Below are 19813 nucleotides of genomic sequence, written 5' to 3'. Positions count from 1 at the left end.
TCGGGCAATGAAAATAAGGCGGGCCGGTTAAGCTTCTCTTGAGTTCGTCAACCACGCGGCGCATGAAGCGCCGCCTGTGCCTTATGCGAGGCCTCGACAACGGCCAGCGCGGTCATGTTGACGACGCCGCGTGAGGTCACCGAAGGAGTGAGGATATGCGCCGGCATGTCAGTGCCGAGCAGGATCGGGCCGACATGCAGGGCATCCAGCATGGTTCGAAGTGCCGTCAATGTGATGTTGGCGGCATCGAGGCTGGGAAACACCAGCAGATTGGCTTCGCCCTTCAGGCGCGAATGTGGATACACGCGCTGACGCAGGTGCTCTGACAATGCCGAATCCGCATGCATTTCACCGTCGCATTCCAGTTCCGGCGCGATACGCGCCAGGATATCGGCAGCCTTGCGCATCTTCAGGGCGCTTGGCGCATCGCGAGAACCGAAATCCGAAAGCGAGAGCAGGGCAGCCTTCGGCTCGATGCCGAAGCGGCGAATTTCCTCGGCAGCCAGGATGGTCATCTCGGCGATCTCTTCGGCGCTTGGATCGATCGAGACATAGGTATCGGTGAGGAACAAAACGCCGCGCTGCGAGATCAGCATCGAAAGCGTCGAAAGGTCATGATCGGTGATGCCTGGACGCGGCCCGATGATCAGTGTGACGTTGCGCAGATGACGCGCGAAACGGCCTTCGAGACCGCAGATCATGGCATCCGCGTCACCGCGTTTCACCGCAAGAGCCGCAATCACCGTATTGTCGGTGCGCACCATGGTCCGCGCCGCCTCCGGCGTGATGCCGCGACGGCCGCCCAGCTCGATCAGCAGGTCGACATAGTGGCGGTAGCGCGGGTCTTCCTCGGGATTGATCAGGCCGAAGTCGACGCCGGGCTTGATGCGCAGGCCATAGCGTTTGAGACGAACCTCGATCACATGCGGACGGCCGATCAGGATCGGCTCGGCGATACCTTCCTCGAGCACCACCTGGGCTGCCCGCAGCACCCGCTCGTCCTCGCCATCGGCATAGATGACACGCTTGGCGCTGGAGCTTCGGGCGGTTGAGAACACCGGCTTCATGACGAGGCCGGAACGGAAGACGAAGCGGTTCAGCTTGTCGAGATAAGCGGCCATATCCGCGATCGGACGTGTTGCCACGCCGGTATCGCAGGCTGCCTTTGCCACCGCCGGCGCGATGCGCAGGATGAGACGCGGATCGAACGGTGACGGGATCAGGAAATCCGGCCCAAAGATCGGCGTTTCGCCGGAATAGGCGCGCGCTGCGACGTCCGAGGGCTCTTCGCGTGCAAGTGCTGCGATCGCGCGCACGGCAGCCATCTTCATTTCTTCGTTGATGGCGCTGGCACCGCAATCCAGCGCGCCACGGAAGATATAGGGGAAACAGATGACGTTGTTGACCTGGTTCGGGAAATCCGAACGTCCGGTACAGATCATGGCATCGGGGCGGGCAGCCCGCGCGACTTCCGGCATGATTTCAGGCGTTGGATTGGCCAGCGCCAGGATCAGTGGTTTCTCGGCCATCCCTTGCAGCAATTCGGGCTTGAGCACGCCGGCGGCGGACAGGCCGAGGAAAACATCGGCACCAGGGATGACATCGGCCAGCGTACGGGCTTCGGTGTCCTTGACGTAAGGGTCCTTCCAGCGATCCATCTCCTCGACACGGCCCTTGTAGGCAACGCCAAAACGGTCGGTGACCCAGATGTTCTCGATGCTGGCACCGAGCGAAACAAGCAGGTTGAGGCAGGCAAGTGCCGCGGCGCCAGCTCCCGACGTCACGATCTTGACGTCTGCTATTTTCTTGCCGGCCAGCTCTAGCCCGTTGAGGACGGCAGCGGCGACGATAATGGCGGTGCCATGCTGATCGTCATGGAAAACCGGAATGCCCATGCGGGCCTTCAATTGCTCCTCGACCTCGAAGCATTCGGGCGCCTTGATGTCCTCCAGATTGATGCCGCCAAACGTCGGCTCCAGTGCCGCGACCGTCTCGACCATGCGGCTGATTTCAGGTGCCTCGATCTCGATGTCGAAAACGTCGATGCCCGCGAATTTCTTGAACAGGACTGCCTTGCCTTCCATGACCGGTTTGGAAGCCAGCGGGCCGATGTTGCCAAGGCCGAGCACGGCCGAGCCGTTCGAGATCACGGCGACAAGATTGGCGCGCGCCGTGTAGTCGGCGGCAGTCGCCGGATCATCTTTGATGGCGAGGCAAGGCGCGGCAACCCCCGGAGAATAGGCGAGCGCGAGGTCGCGCTGGTTGCCAAGCGGCTTGGTTGCCTGGATCTCCAGCTTTCCGGGGATAGGGTACTTGTGGAAGAAGAGCGCGGCCTCATCCAGATCCGAACGTGCCGTCTTGCTCTTGTCGCCTGCCATGCTTTCCCGCCTCCTGTTGCGTCACCCCTTTTAGCATGGGTCGCCATTTTTTCGAGGCGCGATGTAACGCACCTCCGTGTTTTTCACATCGGCGGGAAATCATTGCAGATCAATGCGTTGCTGGCGGAACCTGCGGGCAGGTTCACAAATTTTCCTGGCTAGAAGGCGCTGACGTAAAGCCCGCCATCGACCGGAATGTTCTGCCCCGTCAGATATCCCGCATGGACCGAGCACAGGAAAGCGCAGATCTGGCCGAACTCGTCCGGCGTTCCCAGCCGCTTGGCGGGAATGTCGGCGGCAAGACGTGCCTTGCGTTCCGTGGCGGCGTCCGCCGTCTCGATCGAGCCCGGTTCATGCGGCCCGCGCAGACGGTCGGTGTCCAGCTTGCCGGGCAGCATGCTGTTGATGGTGACGTTGCGGTCGATAACCGTGCGGGCGACGCCAGCGAGAAAGGACGTCAGCCCCGCCCGCGCGCCAGAGGACAGATCGAGACCGGGAATCGGTACATAGACCGAGAGCGAAGTGATGTTGACGATGCGTCCGAAGCCGCGCGCCGCCATGCCATCAATGACAGCTTTCACCAGTTCGATCGGCGTGACCATGTTGTTGGTGACGCCTTCCAGGATCTTTTCGCGGTCCAGCTCGCGAAAGTCGCGATAGGGTGGTCCGCCATTGTTGTTGATGAGTATATCTGGATCCGGGCAGGCAGCGATCAAGGCCTTCTGTACCTCGGGTTTCGACACGTCACCGACCACCTCGACAACACGCACACCGAACCGTTCGCGGATTTCCGCCGCGGTTTTCGCCAGGAGCACGGGATCGCGGCCATTGACCACGAGATCGCACCCTGCTTCGGCCAGCGCTATCGCGCACCCGCGTCCCAGTCCCTTGCTCGATGCGCAAACGATCGCCTTCTTGCCGCGAATGCCGAGATCCATGTCCCAAAACCTCCGATTGGATACGCAAGGCTAGCGAAAAGGCTGGCCCAATCGCAACCGTCATACGGTTGTTGCATGAATCGATGCATAGGCAGCGCGAAAGGTGAGATCGCGATGTCCAGCGCCAAACCACGCATGTTCCGCTCCATCTTCATCTCGGATGTGCATCTGGGATCGAAGGCGGCCAAGGCAGAATTCCTGATCGATTTCCTGCGTCATCACGATGCCGATACGATCTTCCTTGTCGGCGACATCGTGGACGGGTGGCGGTTGCGTCGCAGCTGGCATTGGCCCCAGGCACACAACGACGTGGTCCAGAAACTGCTGCGCAAGGCTCGCAAGGGTAGTTCGATCACCTACATCGCCGGCAATCACGACGAGTTCGCCCGCCAGTTCCAGGGAGTGCACTTTGGCGGCATCGTTGTGGCTGACCGTGCCATTCATGAAACGGCCGATGGCCGCCGCATGCTGGTCATCCATGGCGATCAGTTCGACACCGTCGTGCACAATGCGCGCTGGCTCGCCTATTTCGGTGATTACGCCTACGACGCGGCGATGTTGATCAACCGCGGTGTCAGCCGCTTCCGCAAAGTCTTCGGCATGCCGTACTGGTCATTCTCGTCCTGGGCCAAGGTCAAGGTGAAGAAAGCCGTCAATTTCATTGGTTCCTTCCAGAATGTGCTTACCGAGGAAGCACGACGGTCGGAGGTCGATGGTGTGATCTGTGGGCATATCCACCACGCCGCAATCGAAACCGTCGACAGCGTCCAGTACATCAACACCGGTGATTGGGTGGAAAGCTGCACGGCTGTGGTCGAGCATTTCGATGGTCGTTTCGAAATCCTGCATTGGGCGCATGTCATGCCCGAAGCGCCGTCGGCGGAACCGGTACTGGTGCCGGTGACCTTTGATGTCTTGCCGGCCAAGGTCAGGGCGGCGGAAGCGGCCTGACGACTGCTGATCCCACAAGCCTCCGATACCCACAATATTTGACATAAATCGATTAGGCCAACCGGTTTCTGGCAGCTGGCAGGCGTGATAGAGCAGGGCGGCTGACCGGCCATTTTGCCGGCAGCAGTTGCCGATTGCCTTTTTGATGTCCCTGCCACCGCTTTCGCCTGAACAGCAGATCAAGCCGCGCAACTATGAACTGCGCATGGCGCTCGTTTTCTTCACCGTTCTCGTGCCGAGCGGCATCTACCTGCCTTATTTCCCGCTCTGGCTGGAAGCACACGGCTTCAGCCCGGAAAAGATTGCAGTCATTCTGTCTGCGCCGATGTTCCTGCGCGTGGCGACGACCCCGCTGTTCACCTCCCTTGCTGACAAGGCCAATGACCGTGTCAACGTCTATCTGGCACTCGCCGTCGCGTCGGTGGTGGTTTCCGCAGGCTACTTCCTGCCGCCGAGCTACGCGATCGTGCTGGCGGTTTCACTGGTTCTGGCCGTGGTCTGGACGCCGCACTCGCCGATTGCCGATTCGCTGGCGCTGTCGGGCGTACGCCGCTTTGGCGCCAACTATCCGCGTATGCGGATTTGGGGATCGATTTCCTATCTCTGTGCCAATCTGGTTGGCGGTTTCATCCTGACCTCGACAGGGGCAGGTGCGGTACCGATCATGTTGTTCGTGTCGTTCCTGGCGATCGTCGCGATCGGCTTGATGGCTCCCCGCATGGGAAGGCCGCGGCGTGCCTCGCCCCTTTCCGCGACTGATCTGCAGCAAGCGGTACCCAGCCTGCGAAATCCATACTTCCTTTATTTTGCCACCGGTGCCGGCGTCCTGGTCGGCAGCCATGGCTTTCTCTACGGGTTCTCGTCCATCTATTGGAAATCATTGGGAATAAGCGATTCCGTCGTGGGCTTTCTGTGGGCCTTTGGCGTGGTTTGCGAAGTCGGCATGTTCATGGCCTTCAACCGACTGTTCAGCCACGTTCCGGTCGTTCGCGTCATGATGCTGGCCGCGTGCGGTGCCATCGTCCGGTGGATCGCTTTTCCGCTGATCTGGCCACTCGGCCTCGGCGTGGCCGGCTTCTTCGGCTTGCAGGCGCTGCACGCCATCTCGACAGCGCTGGTATTGATCGGCCTGCAAAAGATGATCGGCGAAACAGTGGCCGAGGAACGTACCGGCGCAGCGCAGGGCATCGCCTTTTTTGCCAATGGCTTTGCCATGGCGGCAGTCACGCTGGTCTCTGGCCCGCTCTACCAGAGCTTCGGGGTCGAAGGGTTCTATGCCATGGTGCCAGTGGCGTTGCTGGGCCTTGCGCTCATTTTGCTGGCTGCCCGTTCAGCCCCACAGCGCGGCATCAGGCGGTGAAACCAGCGATCCCTGGTAGACAAGGCCGGGTTCGCGATCACGGGCCAGCAACAGCGGGCCGTCGAGATCGACATAGTCGGCGCCTTGCGCCAGCAGTACTGCCGGCGCCATGGCGAGCGAGGTACCAACCATGCAGCCGACCATGACACCGAAACCTGCTTTGCGGGCACGGTCGCGCAGTTCGATCGCCTCGGTCAGGCCGCCGGCTTTGTCCAGTTTGATGTTCACGGCGTCGTAGAGGCCGACCAGCGCATCGATATCCTGTGTTGCATGCACGCTCTCATCGGCGCAGATCGGGACGGGGCGGGAAATGTACCTCAGCTTTCCGTCGCGACCGGCGGGCAGGGGTTGTTCGATCAACGCGACACCGAGGGCCGCCGCGGCAGCGATATTCTCCACGACATTGTCGTCGGTCCAACCTTCATTGGCATCCAGGATCAACCTGCTCCTCGGGGCCGCCTCTCGAACCGCGCGGATGCGCGCGGTGTCGTTCTCACCCCCGAGCTTGACCTTGAGCAGCGGCCGAGCCGCATTGGCATGAGCCTGCGCAGCCATCGCCTCGGGCTCCGCCAGCGACAGGGTATAGGCGGTCTCCAGTGCCGCGGGGGCAATCCGAAGCATCCGGGCAACAGAGGTGCCAGCCATCTTGGCCTCGAGATCCCACAACGCGCAGTCGATGGCATTGCGGGCTGCGCCGGCTTGCATCGCGGCCTGCAACTGCAGGCGATCCAGGCCGTTTTCAAGTGCGGGGCGCATGGTCTCGATTGCTCCCAGAACGCCCTCGATTGTCTCGCCGTAACGCCGATAGGGTACGCATTCGCCGCGTCCGATGTGATTACCGTCGCGGATGGTACAGGTGATGACCTCAGCCTCGGTCTTGGAGCCGCGCGCAATGGTGAAGACCCCGGCGATGGGAAAACGTTCGGCATCGACCGAAATGACACGCACCATATTTTTCTGCTCCGGTAATACTGGCGTAATGCTGCCGGCAAATCGACAGGCCTGTCCCGTCGAGATAAACAGGATGGCATGTTGACGATCCGCAAACGCGACGCAAGCGACAACGCCGCCACAGCGAGCCTTGAGCCGCGCGTTGTCGTCAGCGAGAGCGATGGGACGCTTGGCTGCACCTTTCACGGCAATTGGACGACACGCCGTGTCGCGCAAGTCGATGCTGAGATGCGGCAACTTGAAAAGAGAAACGATTTCAAATCTTTATCTCTTGATTTCTCAAGCGTCGCGCGCATGGATACAGCCGGCGCCTGGCTGATCGCGCGGCTGATCAATGCTTATCAGACGCGTGGCGCGCAGATCGAGCAAGTCGGGCAGAATGAGACGGTCAAGACGCTGATCGACGCCGTCTTTGAAGCTGTAAGCAGGGCCGAACTCGGCAAGGCGATTCCCCAACCGAACATCGTCGTTCGTGCGTTGGAGTTGATCGGGCGTCGTGTCTGCGAGGCTGGAGACGACTTCTTGGCCGGAATGAACATTTTGGGCGCCACGATCCGGGGCGCCCAGATGAAGCTTGGGCGCGGTCATGCGGTCAATCCGGCCGCGATCTTCAACCAGCTGGATCGCATGGGTGTCGGTGCGGTGCCGGTCGTGCTTCTGATGTCGGGCATCGTTGGCGCCATCGTGGCGCAGCAGGGCGCGTATCAATTGCGCTACTTCGGTGCCGACATCTTCGTCGTCGATCTGGTTGGCGTTCTGGTACTGCGCGAGCTTGGCGTGCTGATGACGGCAATCATGATTGCGGGCCGATCGGGCAGCGCGATCACGGCCGAGATCGGTTCCATGAAGATGCGCGAAGAAGTCGACGCGTTGAAGGTCATCGGCCTCAATCCGATCGGCGTTCTGGTGTTTCCGCGTCTTGTTGCGTTGGTAATCGGCCTGCCATGCCTCACCGTACTGGCCAATTTTGCGGCACTTGGCGGCGGCATCTTCGCGGCTTGGGCCTATTCCGACATTCCCCCGGCAGCCTTTATCGATCGGCTCAAGGTCGCCATCGATCTCAGTACAATCTTCGCAGGTCTGATCAAGGCGCCGTTCATGGCCATCATCATCGGCACCATCGCATCGGTGGAAGGATTGAAGGTCGGTGGAAGCGCAGAATCGCTTGGCCTGCACGTCACCCAGTCGGTGGTGAAATCCATCTTCGTCGTCATCATCCTGGATGGACTCTTCGCCCTGTTCTATGCGTCGATCAATTTCTGACATGGCAATCATCGAACAGCACGCCGAACATACCGACGAGGAGCAGGACGACATCGTGCTGTCGGCGAGCGGCATCAAAGTTGCCTTTGGCGAGACGGTCATCCTGGACGACCTGTCGCTGGATATCCGACGCGGCGAGATCCTTGGTTTCGTCGGAGCCTCGGGTGCGGGCAAATCCGTGCTGCTGCGCACCGTGCTTGGCCTTGTGAAGAAGCAGGCCGGCACGATCAGGCTGTTCGGGGTTGATGTCGATAACGCCAGCGACACGGAGCGGCTGCGCATCGATATGCGACTTGGTGTGCTGTTCCAGCAGGGCGCCCTGTTTTCGGCGCTCACGGTGATGGAAAACGTCCAGGTGCCGATGCGCGAATATCTGGATCTGCCGCGAAAGCTGATGGACGAACTGGCCATGCTCAAGATCGAGCTGGTCGGCCTGCCGCCGGATGCTGCGCGCAAATACCCTTCGGAACTGTCCGGCGGCATGATCAAGCGTGCAGCCCTTGCACGTGCCCTGGCTTTGGATCCGGAAATCGTATTCCTCGACGAGCCGACTTCCGGTCTCGACCCGATCAGCGCAGCCGAGTTCGACGAGTTGGTGGTCAAGCTGCGCGATACGATGGACCTGACCGTCTACATGGTGACGCATGATCTTGATTCGTTGTTCACGGCTTGTGACCGCATCGCGGTGCTCGGCAAGAAGCGCGTGCTGGTGCAGGGCACTGTCGCGGACATGTTGAAGAGCGAAGAACCCTGGGTGAAGTCCTATTTCCGCGGAAAAAGGGCTCGGCAGCTTGATCTTGCAACGCGCGCGCAGCCATAAGTGAAGCAATGGAAACCAGAGCCAACTATGTCATTGTCGGCATTTTCACGCTGGTGGCGATCCTGGCGGCCTTCGGCTTCGTCTACTGGACCGCGAACATCGGCGACCGTGGCGAGACGACGACGCTGAGCGTGCGCATTCCAGGTTCGGCTTCGGGCCTGACTCGTGGCAGCTTTGTCTTGTTCAATGGTGTCAAAGTCGGTGATGTCCGCCGCGTCTACATCGACGTCGACGATCCAACCATTGCGGTGGCGGAGACCGTGATCGACCGCATGACACCGATCACCCGTTCGACACAGGCCGACATCGGCCTTGCCGGCCTGACCGGTCAGGCGAATATCGAGTTGACCGGCGCGAATCCGAAGGAGCCGAAGCTTCTCGATGAAGCGGAAAAAGAGGGGCGCGTGGCGGTGATCATCGCCAAGCCTTCCGCCGTGACCAATCTTTTGCAGACCGCGCAGGACATCGCCAGCCGCGCCGACAAGGTCCTGTCCGAGTTCGAGGGCTTCGCGAAGGATGTGCGTGGACCGTTGACGCAGACGGCGCAGAACGCCGCCAAATTCTCGGATGCTTTGGCCAAGAATTCAGATGGCATCGACAAGTTCCTGTCCAGCGTCAGCGCGCTTTCAACGGAATTGCAGGGCGTTTCGGGCAAGCTGGATGGTGCGCTGAAGGCTGCGGAAGGCCTGCTGAACGCCGTCGATCGCGACAAGGTCAGGAATATCGTCGCAAATGTCGACGAATTCACCCGCAATCTGAGCAAGACCAGCGACGAGTTCGATTCGACCATCGCCGAGGTCAAGCAGGCGGTTGGATCGATCAACGATTTCGCCGCGAAAACGCAGGTGACGCTCGACAAGGTGAATGGCGTTCTCGACAGCGTCGACCCGGCCGATGTGCGCACCGCGCTCGCCAACATCAAGGATGCCAGCGTCAATGCCGGCAAGGCATCGGCAGACATCGCCAAGGTGACGGAAAAGGTCTCCGCGCGCTCCGACGACATTCAGCAGACCATCAAGGATGCGCAGCAACTGGCACAACGCCTGAACAACGCTTCCGTGCGCATCGACGGCATCCTCGCCAAAGTAGATGGCATGCTTGGCTCGGGCGATACAAAGGGCCTTGTGGCCCAGGCAAGCGAGACGCTGAAGTCGTTCAAGCAGGTGGCCGACACGCTGAACAAGCATGTTGGCGTCATCTCCGACAACCTGCAACGCTTCTCCGGCCAGGGCCTGCAGAACGTGGAGGCGCTGGTTGGAGACACCAGACGCTCGGTCAATCGCATCGAAGAGGCGGTTTCCGACTTCCAGCGCAATCCGCAGCGTATCCTGTCGGGTGGCGATGGCGAAGTGCGCCAGTATGATGGAAGGGTACGGCGTTGACGGCGCTGTACCGCTACGTTGATAAATACTGTCCGGAAGGGGACCGGGCGGACGTGTTCAGTGGGGACGTCGCGTGAAGTCGATCCGAGTGCATGCGGGCGCGTTGCTGCTCGCGACTATCCTTGTGGGATGCGCGGCGCTGCCAGGTGGCGGCCCCGCGCCTCTGGATACCTTTGATCTGTCGACGCCGAGCGTGCAGACCGGAGGGCAAAGCAAACGCCAGATCCTTGTCACCCAACCGGTGGCACTCAAGGCGCTGGACAGCCAGAACATCGTCATCAAGACCGGCCAGCGCTCGATTCAGTATCTCAAAGGCGCGCAATGGGCCGACAGGCTGCCGGTCATCGTGCAGGCAAGACTGGCTGAGGCATTCCAGCGCACGGGCCGGTTTGCGGGTGTCGGCCGGCCGGGCGAAGGACTGGCGATCGACTATCAGGTCATTACCGAAATCCGGGCCTTCGAAGTGCGCGCCGAGAAAGGCGAGCAGGCACATGTCGAACTCTATGTCCGCATCCTCAACGACCGCAACGGGGAAGTGCGTGCTTCACGCAGTTTCCAGGCCAGCGCGCCGGTCACTGGCGGCGGCGGTAACTCGGCCTATGTGGCCGCGCTCGACCGTGCTTTCGGCCAGGCGGTTGGCGAGATCGTGCGCTGGTCGGACTCGACGATCTAGGCTGCGAACACTCGAGGTCTCCAGTCATCACCGCTGTTTCGCGGCAATTTGGCACCTGCTTTCAGGCCTCGCTGCATTGTAGTTTCGCCGAATGGGCGGGCATCAGCAATCAGGGTGAACCATGAAACTCCTATCGACCGCCACGGTCATCTCGGCATTGCTCTTGTCCGATGGTGCAGCCTTTGCTGCACCGAAATCAGTATTGAACGGCGTGTTGATGCAGCCGGCAGGTATCGAAGACACTTTCATTGGCAGCAAACAGGCGCCCGCCACCCTCATCGTCTATTCTTCGCCGACCTGCGGCCACTGTGTCGACTTCGAGAAAAAAGTACTGCCCGACCTTGAACGGAAATATGTTCACACCGGCAAGCTTCGGATCTCGATACGCCCCTTTGCTCGCAACGCGGTGGACGCTGCAATTTTCCTGATAGCCGAGCAGGCGGGTCAGGAGCGCCATCGCGAGACGCTTGCAGCGTTCACCGATCGCTACGAAGAGATTATTGCTGCGACGGAGCGCAAAGGCGTGATGAGTGAAATCGCCGCTTCCCAGGGCATCGATCAGCCGCATTTCGAGCAAGCCCTCAAGAACGAAGCCTATCTTCGCAAGCTCGAAGGTCTTCGAGATCAGGCGATGCAGCAGTTGGAGATAAAGGGGACGCCGACGTTTTTCTTGAACGGCGAGCGTCTGGTCTACGACGGGACAGTCGCTTCATTCGACAAGGTGCTGACGTCCAGATAGCGTTCTTTGATTGGTAGAAACAAAAAAGGCGGGAGTTGAACTCTCGCCTTTTTCTATCGTGCCGAACCTCGGAGTGTTTCCATTTTTCACCGAAACACTCCGACTGGGATTGCTCTAGCGCAGTCGCCCGCTGGCATGGGCCAGCATGGTGTAGACCTTGCCGGTGTCGGAGGTGAGGTAGGTCTGCGAGATCATGTTGTCACGATCATTGCGCGAAACGTCCTTCAGCAGTTTCTCGAAGTCGTCGCAGTAGCGATCGACAGCGGCGCGGAACTCGGCCTCTGACTGATATTTGCGGCGGATGTCGTCGAAGGTCTGCTGGCCTTTCAGCGTATAGAGGCGGCGGGTGAATACGTCACGCTCGCCGCGCCGGTAGCGGTTCCACAGTTCGATCGAAGCATCGTGGTCGATGGCGCGGGCAATGTCGACCGAGAGGGAGTTCAGCGACTCCACGACGTGCAGCGGAGAACGCTGCACTGGCGTGGCACGTGGCTGTAGCGGAGCCGGCCGTGCGCCATCGTCTTCCGAAGCGCCGGTCAGCAGGTCACGCACCCAGCCACCCTGCGGCGTGCGGGCGCCGGCATCATTGCGTGGCCTGAGTGCTGTCTCGGCAGCGTCGAGCGAGCCGCGCAGGCCTGTCGGCGCGGTCGGTGCTTCAGGCGCGCGACGCTGTGGTTCCACGGGACGCCGCGCTTGCGGTTCAGTCGGACGCGGAGCCGGAGCCGGAGTCGGAGCAGGGCGCAGGTTGCGCGGCTCCGCGACGTCGACCGTGCGACCCGACTTGGCGACGATGTCCGACAACTCCTTGAGCGCATTGATCTGCTCGGAAACCGCACGGCGGATTGCCGTGGTCGATTCCTTTGCTTCTTCAGGCATCTCAATGACCCCCTTGCGCAGTTCGGCGCGGGTCAGGTCCAGCTCGCTCTTGATCGAACCGGCCGTGCGGCGCATCTCCTCGGTGGCATCGGAGAACCGCTTGGTGGCGGACTCGACCACTTCCGAAATAGCCACGCGGATCTTGTCGGCCGATTCCAGCGTCCTGCCTTCGGCGCTTTGCAGCGTCTGGCCGACCAGGGTCTCGAAGGAGCGCATGACCTTCTCAAGGTCCTCCGACTTCTTAACCAGGCCGACAGCGAGATCGTCGAGCGACGATTGGCGGGCCAGGGTGTGCTCCAGGTTGCTCTGCGCGGAACCGAGCAGGTCCGAGGCGCTGGCGAGCAGGCGGCTGTGTTCGTCGAAGCGGGTGGCGATGGAAGCCACTTCGCGCAGCGTCGCCGAGGACAGCTCGGTCAGCCTGGTCGTGTTGGAATCGACCAGACGAGCCGAGCTGGCGAAGGTCTGAGATGCCTTCTCGGTGGTTGCTGCGAAGCTCTGCGTCGAGCCGGCGAGACGGGTTTCGACTTCACCCAGGTTTTCCGAGGCCTTGGCGATCAGCGTGTTGAGCTGGTCGGCCGAGTTGGTCATGCGGCCGATCAGATCGGCAACATTGTCCGCAAGCGACGAACGGGCGCCATCGACCGCGGCAAGCGTTTCGGCCGTACGGTTGGCCAGCGCATCCGCAAGCACCGCGTTTTCGCGGCGCAACGTCTCCGTGGCACGCTCTGTCGCTTGCTCCATGCTCTTCTGCAGCTCGATGCCACCTTCCGAGAATTTGTCGACCAGCGGACGGGCCGTCTCGTCGAGGATCTTGGAAAGCTCCGCGGAACGAGCCGCCAGCATGGAGTTGAGCTCGCGTGTGTTGGCGCCGATGGTCTTGGCTGCTTCATTCGTGCTTTGGCCGATATGCTGGCCGACCGCGGCGAAGGTTTCGGCGATGACATTGGCGCGCGAAGCCAGCTGGCCTTCGGCCTGCGTGATCTGCTGCTCGAGCTTCTGACCCATCGCATCTGCCGATGCCGCAAAGCGGCTCTCGACACTTGCGATCTGGCCTTCGACGCGTGTCGCTGCGGCGGCGGCGCTGGATGCCAGGCGCTGGTCGGCGCTGGTCAAGGCACGTTCGATCTCGACGGCATGGCCGGCCAGTTCTTCACCGGTCATGCGGGCGCGGTCTGCAACGCGGCGCTCGGTATCCTCGAACGCCCCGACGATCTGGTCGGCATGGCTGCCGATTGCCGAAGCGCTGTCGGAGATACGCGACACCATACGGCTGTCGGCGTCGTCGAAGACGCGGCTGATCTCTGCGGCACGAGCTGTCAGAGCGTCCGAGCCCTCGGCGATGCGCGCGGCCAGCTGTTGTTCGACCGTTTCGAAGACGCGGCCGAGGTCGGTTGCACGAGCCGCGAGCGCGTCCGCGGATTCGCTGATGCGAACACCCATGCGCTGGTCGGCATCTTCGAAGTTGCGCAGGATATCGCCTGCACGAGAGGCCAGGGTCTGTGCCGTCTCAACGGCACGAGCGACCAGTTTCTGGTCCGCGCTCTCGAAGGTCTGGGCGATGTCTTCGGCACGAGCGAGCAGGGCGGCCGAGGTCTGCTCAGCACGCTCGGCGATCTTGCGGTCCGCATCGGTAAAGGCAATGCCGGCCTGTTCGTGCAGCGTGTTGGTGACCTCCAGGACCTTTTCACGCAGCTGGCCCGCAACATAGAGCGCGCTCTTTTCCAGCGCTCCGCGGATGTTGTCGACACCGGCGTTGAGCGCGCGTTCCATGGTGCCGGAGCGCTCCTCGATAACGCCGGTCTGGCGCGCGAAGGCCTGCTCGACCTTGTCGATATCGGCTGCAATGGCATCCGATATGCTCGAGGAGGAGGTCGCGATCTGATCAATATGTCCGGCGAGCGCGCGGTCGATGTCGCGGCGGGCATCGACCAGCTTGGCGAGATCTTCCTCCAGTGCCCGGGTGAGCGCCGAGCGGTCGGCCGACAGGCGATCATTGTGGCCCGAAATCAGGCCCTGGACATGTTCCAGGCTGCCTTCGAGAGCCTGCGCAAAGTCGGCGCGATTGTCGGCCAGCCGCTGGGCGTGGCCACCAAGTGCTCCGTCGATTGCGGCGAGGTCGGACTCCAGTGCGCGAGTCAAGAGATCGCGGCCCTCGGCCAGCTTGCCGACATGGTCGGCGATCACGGCGTCGATGCCGCCGCGGCTTTCATTGAGCTTGGCAAGGTCGGCGTCCAGGGCACGGCGCAAGATATCGCGGCCTTCGGCGAGCTTCTCGACCTGGCCGGCTACAAGGCCGTCGATGGACGAGCGGCTCTCAGCCAACTTGGCAAGGTCGTCTTCCAGCGCCGAGGTGAGCATCGAACGATCGGCGGCAAGCCGCTGGCTATGGCCGGCGACGATGTCGTTGACGCGCCGCAGCTCGTCGTCGAGCGCCTGCTGGAAATCGGTGCGCGCATCGACCAGCTTCTGCGACTGACCAGACATCACGCCGCCGATTGACGACAGGTCTGCTTCCAGCGCGCGCTTCAGCACATCGCGGCCTTCGGCGAGCTTCTCGACCTGTGCAGCGACAAGCCCGTCAATGGCGGCGCGGCTTTCGGCAAGCTTGGCAAGATCGTCTTCCAGGGACCTGGCAAGCAGCGCCCTGTCGGCCGCCAGTCTGTCGCCATGGCCGGAAACCAGAGCGTTGACGCGGGCGAGATCGGCATCCAGCGCGTCGGAGAACTGGGCGCGGTTGTCGACCAGCTTCTGCGATTGATCGGCAACCGTTGCACTGATGGTGTTGAGGTCTGCTTCCAGCGCACGCTTCAGAATATCGCGGCCCTCGGCAAGCTTTTCGACCTGACCGGCAACCAGGCCGTCGATGGATTCGCGGCTTTCGGCCAGCTTGGCCAGATCCTCTTCAAGTGCGCGGGTAAGCATGTTGCGACCTTCGGCCAGTCTGCCGACATGGCCGGCGATGGCTTCGTCGATACCGCTGCGGCTGTCGCCGATCTTGGCGAGATCTGCTTCCAGCGCGCGCTTGAGGATGTCGCGGCCTTCGGCGAGCTTCTCGACCTGGCCGGCGACCAGCCCGTCGATCGACGAGCGGCTGTCGGCGAGCTTGGCGAGATCCTCTTCCAGCGCCTGGGACAGGAGGGAGCGGTCTGCCGCGAGCCTGCCGCTGTGGCCGGCGACAAGGTTGCTGACGCTCGAGAGATTGTCTTCCAGTGCCTTGGAGAGCAGGGAGCGGTCCGCGGCAAGACGTTCGCTGTGACCGGCGACAAGATGATTGACGCTGGCCAGATCGGCATCGAGAGCCTGCGCGAACTGCGCGCGGCTGTCCGCCAGTTTCTGCGACTGGTCGCCGATCGCTGCCGTGATGGTGTTCAGATCGGCTTCCAGCGCGCGCTTGAGGATATCACGGCCTTCGGCGAGCTTCTCGACCTGGCCGGCGACCAGCCCGTCGATGGACGAACGGCTGTCGGCGAGTTTGGCGAGATCATCCTCCAGGGCTCTTGCAAGCAGGGAACGATCCGCGGCGAGGCGCTCGCTGTGCCCGGCAATAAGATGGTTGACGTTGCCGAGATCGGTTTCCAGCGCGGAAGAGAAGAGGGCGCGGTTGTCGGCCAGCTTCTGCGACTGATCGCCGATGGCTGCCGTGATGGCGCTGAGATCGGCCTCCAGGGCACGCTTGAGAATGTCTCGGCCTTCGGCGAGCTTCTCGACCTGGCCGGTGACCAGCCCATCGATCGACGAGCGGCTGTCGGCCAGCTTGGCGAGATCGTCTTCCAGTGCCCGGGCGAGCTGCGAGCGGTCGGATGCAAGCTGTTCGGCATGCCCGCGAACGAGTTCGCTGACGCTGGCCAGGTCCTGCTCCAGCAGGCGGGCGAATTGCGCACGATCGTCCGTCAGCCTCTGCGATTGGTCGGAAATGACCGAGCTGATCGTGCCGAGATCGGCTTCGAGCGCACGCTTGAGGATGTCGCGGCCTTCAGCCAGCTTCTCGACCTGACCGGCAACCAATCCGTCGATGGAAGCGCGGCTTTCGGCGAGCTTGGCCAGATCCGATTCCAGGGTCTGCGAGAGCAGGCTGCGTTCATTGGCGAGCTGGCCGGAGTGGTCGGTGACCAGCCGGCGGATGCTGGACAGGTCTGCATCGAGGGCGCGACCGAGCTGGTCGCGATCGTCGGCCAACTGCACCGAATGGCTCTCCATCAGCGCCTTGATGCTGTCGACGTCGGCTTCCAGCGCACGAGCAAGCACAGCTCGGCCTTCGGCGATCTTGGCAACCTGGCCAGCGACCAGATTGTCGATATCCGTGCGGCTTTCGGTCAGCTTGTTGAGATCTGCATCAAGAGCGCGGGCGAGGATGGAGCGACCTTCGGCCAGCTTGCCGACATGGCCGGATACCATTTCGTCGATGATGGTGCGGGCATGCACGAGCTTGTCGGCATCTTCATTCAGAGCGTGGGTCAGGCGCGAGCGGCCTTCCTCCAGGCGCTCCAGATGGCTGCCGAGCGAGGCGTCGATGGCCGCGCGGGACTCATTGACCTTGCGCAGATCCTCTTCGAGCGCCCGGCTGATGAGATTGCGGCCCTCGGACAGCATATGCACCTGCGAGGTGACGGCCTCGTCGATGGCGGCACGGCCCTCGGAGAACTTCTCCAGATCCGCCTGCATGGCGGCGGCCATGCGCTCGCGGCTCTCTTCCAGCTTGCGGCTGTGGTTCTCGACCGCTTCCTCGATGCCCACGCGAGCGTCCGCGAGACGGGCGATGTCGGCGTCGAATGTACGCGACACAGCGTGGCGTGCCGCCTCCATGCGGCCGGCGAAGTCGCTTGCACGAGCTTCAAGCATCGTCGACGTCGAGGTGACGATGTCGGCCATGTCGGCGCCGATCTGTGCCTTGCCCTGGTCGATGATGGCCGACAGCGTGTCCTTGCCTTCGGTGAAGGCGGTCGCGATGTCGCGGGCACGATCGACCAGCGTTTCGTTGATCTGGCGGGCACGGGCTTCCAGTGCGGCGTTGAGCTTCTGCGTGCCGGTGTCGAGCGCCTCGGCGCGCGTCTGGAATTCGCTGATCAGCGCCTGGCCACGTTCGGCGAGCGTGCGTTCGATGCCGGAGAGGCTGGACTCGAATTCGGAGCTGAGGGTGCGCGCGGCACCACCGAGCAACGACACCATACCCTGCGTGCGATCGTCGAGCAGTTCCGTCAGCGAACGCGTCAGGCCGTCGGTGCTGTCTGTAAGCTTGGCGATGCGCGTGTCCAACAGACTGGCGAATGCCTCGCCGGAAGTGGAGAGGCGGTCCGTGATCGTGTCGAGGCGGCTTTCGACCGAATCGAAAATCGACATCGAGCTTTCGTTGATGCGGTCGATCAGCTGATCGCCTGACGAGGTGATGGTCATCGACAGCTTGCTAGAGGCGCCGAGGATGTTCTCGCGGATGATATCGCTGGCCGAGTTGATCTCGTCACGCAGAGTTTCATGCGCACCGGAAATGGACGCGCGCACGCGCTCTGCGTGGCCGATGACAGCTTCCCGTTCGCTGCCCAATCCGTCGACCAGGTTTCGGATACGGCTCTCGTTTTCGGTGTAGGAGCGTTCGAGCTGGCTGACTTCGCTGTGAACCAGGGTCTCCAGTTCGACGGCGCGCGCGAGTGTGCGCTCGATGCCTTCGCCCATGGCCGCGACTTCGCGGCGCACGGCCTGGCCGATCATCATAACGCGATCCTGCGCGATGTTTTCCGGTTCGGTAAGGCGGAAGGCGACTTCCGTCATCGACTGCGCGGCCAATCGCATGTCCTGTGCGCGGCACACCATAGCGGCGAAAGCCCAGAACAGGATGATCGGAACTATGGCCGCAACGGCGATACCGATCAATTCGGGTCGCTGCAGCACCTGCGCGATGGAGCGGATATTCCAGATATCGGGACCGAAGAGGAGATTGGCCAAGGCTGCCGCACCGACGATCCAGGCGATCGATACGAACGCCACCACCCAATAGATGGTATTGGAAGCACGGCGATTGAGGTTATGCAGCAGGGAGCGATAGTCCTTCTGGCGATCGTCGTTGGCGGGCGAGAATCCGGCCGGCTGCGCTGCGCCGTTGCGCGGCTCAATGGGCCGCAGCTCAGCAGGTTTGGCCTCAGCCACGGAGGCTTTGACAGGCTGAGGGGCTGGTGCTGATGCTGGTGCGGCCTTTTCGGCACGACCGGCGCGCGCAAGCTCGTCTGCTGCCTGTGAGATCTGCGCTTCCAGATCCTCCATGGACGCGGCGATGTCCAGGTCTCCCGACTCTCCGGAGAGGTCGAAGTCGAGAGCCTGTTCGAGCTCCTTGGCGACCTCGGAATCAAGATTCTTCGTCGTGGTGGTTTTCTTCGCCATGCCTTCGCTACCCTGTACTAGCTGCTGCGAGAGCGGTCGTTATTGTCTTTTGTCGTCCCGCGCCGAGGCCTGATTTTGGACCCTCGTATCGTAATGACACAGGGGGGTAAAGAAAACATGCATTCGCGGACATACGTAAAACTTTAAATATAAGGTTAACGAGAGCGTGAGCCGAAACGGCGTTGCCAAACATTTTTCACAACTCCCTGTTAACCTGCCATCCATCGGAATTCGTTAGTTTGTAAGGCCTCGGGCGGCCGCGGCAATGGAGTTTGGTGGTATGCGTAGCGTGAACGTGGCGTTCTCGATGCCAGGTGGAGAAGCGTCGGGCCGTGCCCGCAACAGGCCTGTGGATATGGAACATCTGTCCCGGCAAACCATGGGCGATCGGGATCTGGAACGTGAGGTGCTTGCATTGTTCGTGCAGCAGGCGCTGTCGGCGGACGAGAAGCTGCCGGGCGCCGACAAAAGCCAGCGTCTCCTTTTGGCACACGCTTTGAAGGGCTCGGCTCGCGGCGTTGGTGCTTTGGCAATAGCCGATTGGGCCGTCGCATTCGAGCGTCAGCCGGACGATGATCGCCTCGTTAAAAAGCTGGGACCGTTGGTCGAGGACGTCCGCGATTTCATCGCCGCGATCAGCCGTTAGGACGGTTGACGGCTGGACGGACGATCGCCGTCGACTGGCCGAAGTCCGATTTTTCAAAAAGCGTCACTTTGGGGCGGTTTCGCGCGGCAGTTGACTTGCGCCGCCGAGTGATTATCTCGGCTGTGACTTCTCAGGTGACCAAATGACAAAACTGACCTACATCACCCATGACGGGACGCATTTTGACGTCGATGCCGAAAATGGCTCGACCGTTATGGAGAATGCGATCCGCAACGCGGTTCCCGGCATTGAAGCCGAATGCGGCGGAGCCTGTGCCTGCGCGACCTGCCACGTCTATGTCGATGAAGCCTGGACGGGTGTGGTCGGCGAGCCGGAGACGATGGAAGAGGACATGCTCGACTTCGCCTATGAGGTTCAGCCGAATTCGCGCTTGTCCTGCCAGATCAAGGTTCGGGACGAACTGGATGGCCTGGTGGTGCGCATCCCGGAGCGCCAAGGCTGATTTC

General features: G+C 61.8%; 13 protein-coding genes. 9 read left to right on the top strand and 4 right to left on the bottom strand.

The features are described 5' to 3' along the window. Nucleotides 1–47: 47 nt before the first annotated feature. Complete coding sequence (locus ACFWYE_RS23595) at nt 48–2378, bottom strand: NADP-dependent malic enzyme (RefSeq protein WP_379114710.1); 2331 nt, start codon at nt 2376–2378, stop codon at nt 48–50. Between the two features lie 158 nt (nt 2379–2536). Beyond that, the gene (locus tag ACFWYE_RS23590) at nt 2537–3316 is read right to left on the bottom strand and encodes an SDR family oxidoreductase (RefSeq protein ID WP_379114709.1); all 780 of its coding nucleotides are present in this window, start codon (nt 3314–3316) and stop codon (nt 2537–2539) included. A gap of 114 nt (nt 3317–3430) precedes the next feature. On the opposite strand from ACFWYE_RS23590, the gene ACFWYE_RS23585 reads away from it, so the two are divergent. Continuing rightward, the gene (locus tag ACFWYE_RS23585) at nt 3431–4267 is read left to right on the top strand and encodes a UDP-2,3-diacylglucosamine diphosphatase (RefSeq protein ID WP_379071449.1); all 837 of its coding nucleotides are present in this window, start codon (nt 3431–3433) and stop codon (nt 4265–4267) included. Between the two features lie 145 nt (nt 4268–4412). Beyond that, complete coding sequence (locus ACFWYE_RS23580; protein ID WP_379114707.1) at nt 4413–5627, top strand: MFS transporter; 1215 nt, start codon at nt 4413–4415, stop codon at nt 5625–5627. On the opposite strand, the gene dgcA is transcribed toward ACFWYE_RS23580, so the two are convergent. Continuing rightward, nucleotides 5598–6578 (bottom strand): N-acetyl-D-Glu racemase DgcA, encoded by a 981-nt coding sequence (dgcA, locus tag ACFWYE_RS23575; RefSeq protein WP_379114706.1) that lies wholly within the window; start codon nt 6576–6578, stop codon nt 5598–5600. The genes ACFWYE_RS23580 and dgcA overlap by 30 nt on opposite strands. 78 nt (nt 6579–6656) lie before the next feature. On the opposite strand from dgcA, the gene ACFWYE_RS23570 reads away from it, so the two are divergent. From ACFWYE_RS23570 to ACFWYE_RS23550, 5 genes are all read left to right on the top strand, one after another. Next, nucleotides 6657–7841, top strand: coding sequence for an ABC transporter permease (locus tag ACFWYE_RS23570; RefSeq protein ID WP_379114705.1), 1185 nt, complete (start codon nt 6657–6659; stop codon nt 7839–7841). Nucleotide 7842: 1 nt separating this feature from the next. Next, on the top strand, nt 7843–8661 hold the full coding sequence (locus ACFWYE_RS23565; RefSeq protein ID WP_379114704.1) for an ABC transporter ATP-binding protein: 819 nt from the start codon (nt 7843–7845) through the stop codon (nt 8659–8661). An 8-nt stretch (nt 8662–8669) separates the two neighbouring features. Beyond that, nucleotides 8670–10043 carry an MlaD family protein gene (locus ACFWYE_RS23560; RefSeq protein ID WP_379071438.1) on the top strand — a complete coding sequence of 458 codons (1374 nt, stop codon included), beginning with the start codon at nt 8670–8672 and terminating at the stop codon, nt 10041–10043. A 73-nt stretch (nt 10044–10116) separates the two neighbouring features. Further along, a complete protein-coding gene (locus tag ACFWYE_RS23555; protein ID WP_379071436.1) occupies nt 10117–10716 on the top strand; it encodes an ABC-type transport auxiliary lipoprotein family protein in 600 nt (199 codons plus the stop codon). Between the two features lie 121 nt (nt 10717–10837). Beyond that, nucleotides 10838–11455, top strand: coding sequence for a DsbA family protein (locus ACFWYE_RS23550; protein WP_379114703.1), 618 nt, complete (start codon nt 10838–10840; stop codon nt 11453–11455). A 114-nt stretch (nt 11456–11569) separates the two neighbouring features. Here ACFWYE_RS23550 and ACFWYE_RS23545 read toward each other — a convergent pair whose 3' ends face one another. Beyond that, complete coding sequence (locus ACFWYE_RS23545; protein WP_379114702.1) at nt 11570–18700, bottom strand: kinesin; 7131 nt, start codon at nt 18698–18700, stop codon at nt 11570–11572. Nucleotides 18701–18980: 280 nt separating this feature from the next. On the opposite strand from ACFWYE_RS23545, the gene ACFWYE_RS23540 reads away from it, so the two are divergent. Both ACFWYE_RS23540 and ACFWYE_RS23535 read left to right on the top strand, forming a co-directional pair. Further along, nucleotides 18981–19346 (top strand): Hpt domain-containing protein, encoded by a 366-nt coding sequence (locus tag ACFWYE_RS23540; RefSeq protein ID WP_379114701.1) that lies wholly within the window; start codon nt 18981–18983, stop codon nt 19344–19346. A gap of 142 nt (nt 19347–19488) precedes the next feature. After that, nucleotides 19489–19809: a 2Fe-2S iron-sulfur cluster-binding protein gene (locus ACFWYE_RS23535; RefSeq protein WP_129415406.1), complete on the top strand. Its 321-nt coding sequence runs from the start codon at nt 19489–19491 to the stop codon at nt 19807–19809. Nucleotides 19810–19813 lie beyond the last annotated feature (4 nt).

It is taken from the genome of Mesorhizobium sp. NPDC059025, assembly GCF_042739655.1.
Classification (GTDB): Bacteria; Pseudomonadota; Alphaproteobacteria; order Rhizobiales; family Rhizobiaceae; genus Mesorhizobium.
The sequence above is the reverse complement of the archived record's forward strand: the minus strand, read 5'-3'. Positions and strand labels throughout refer to the sequence as shown.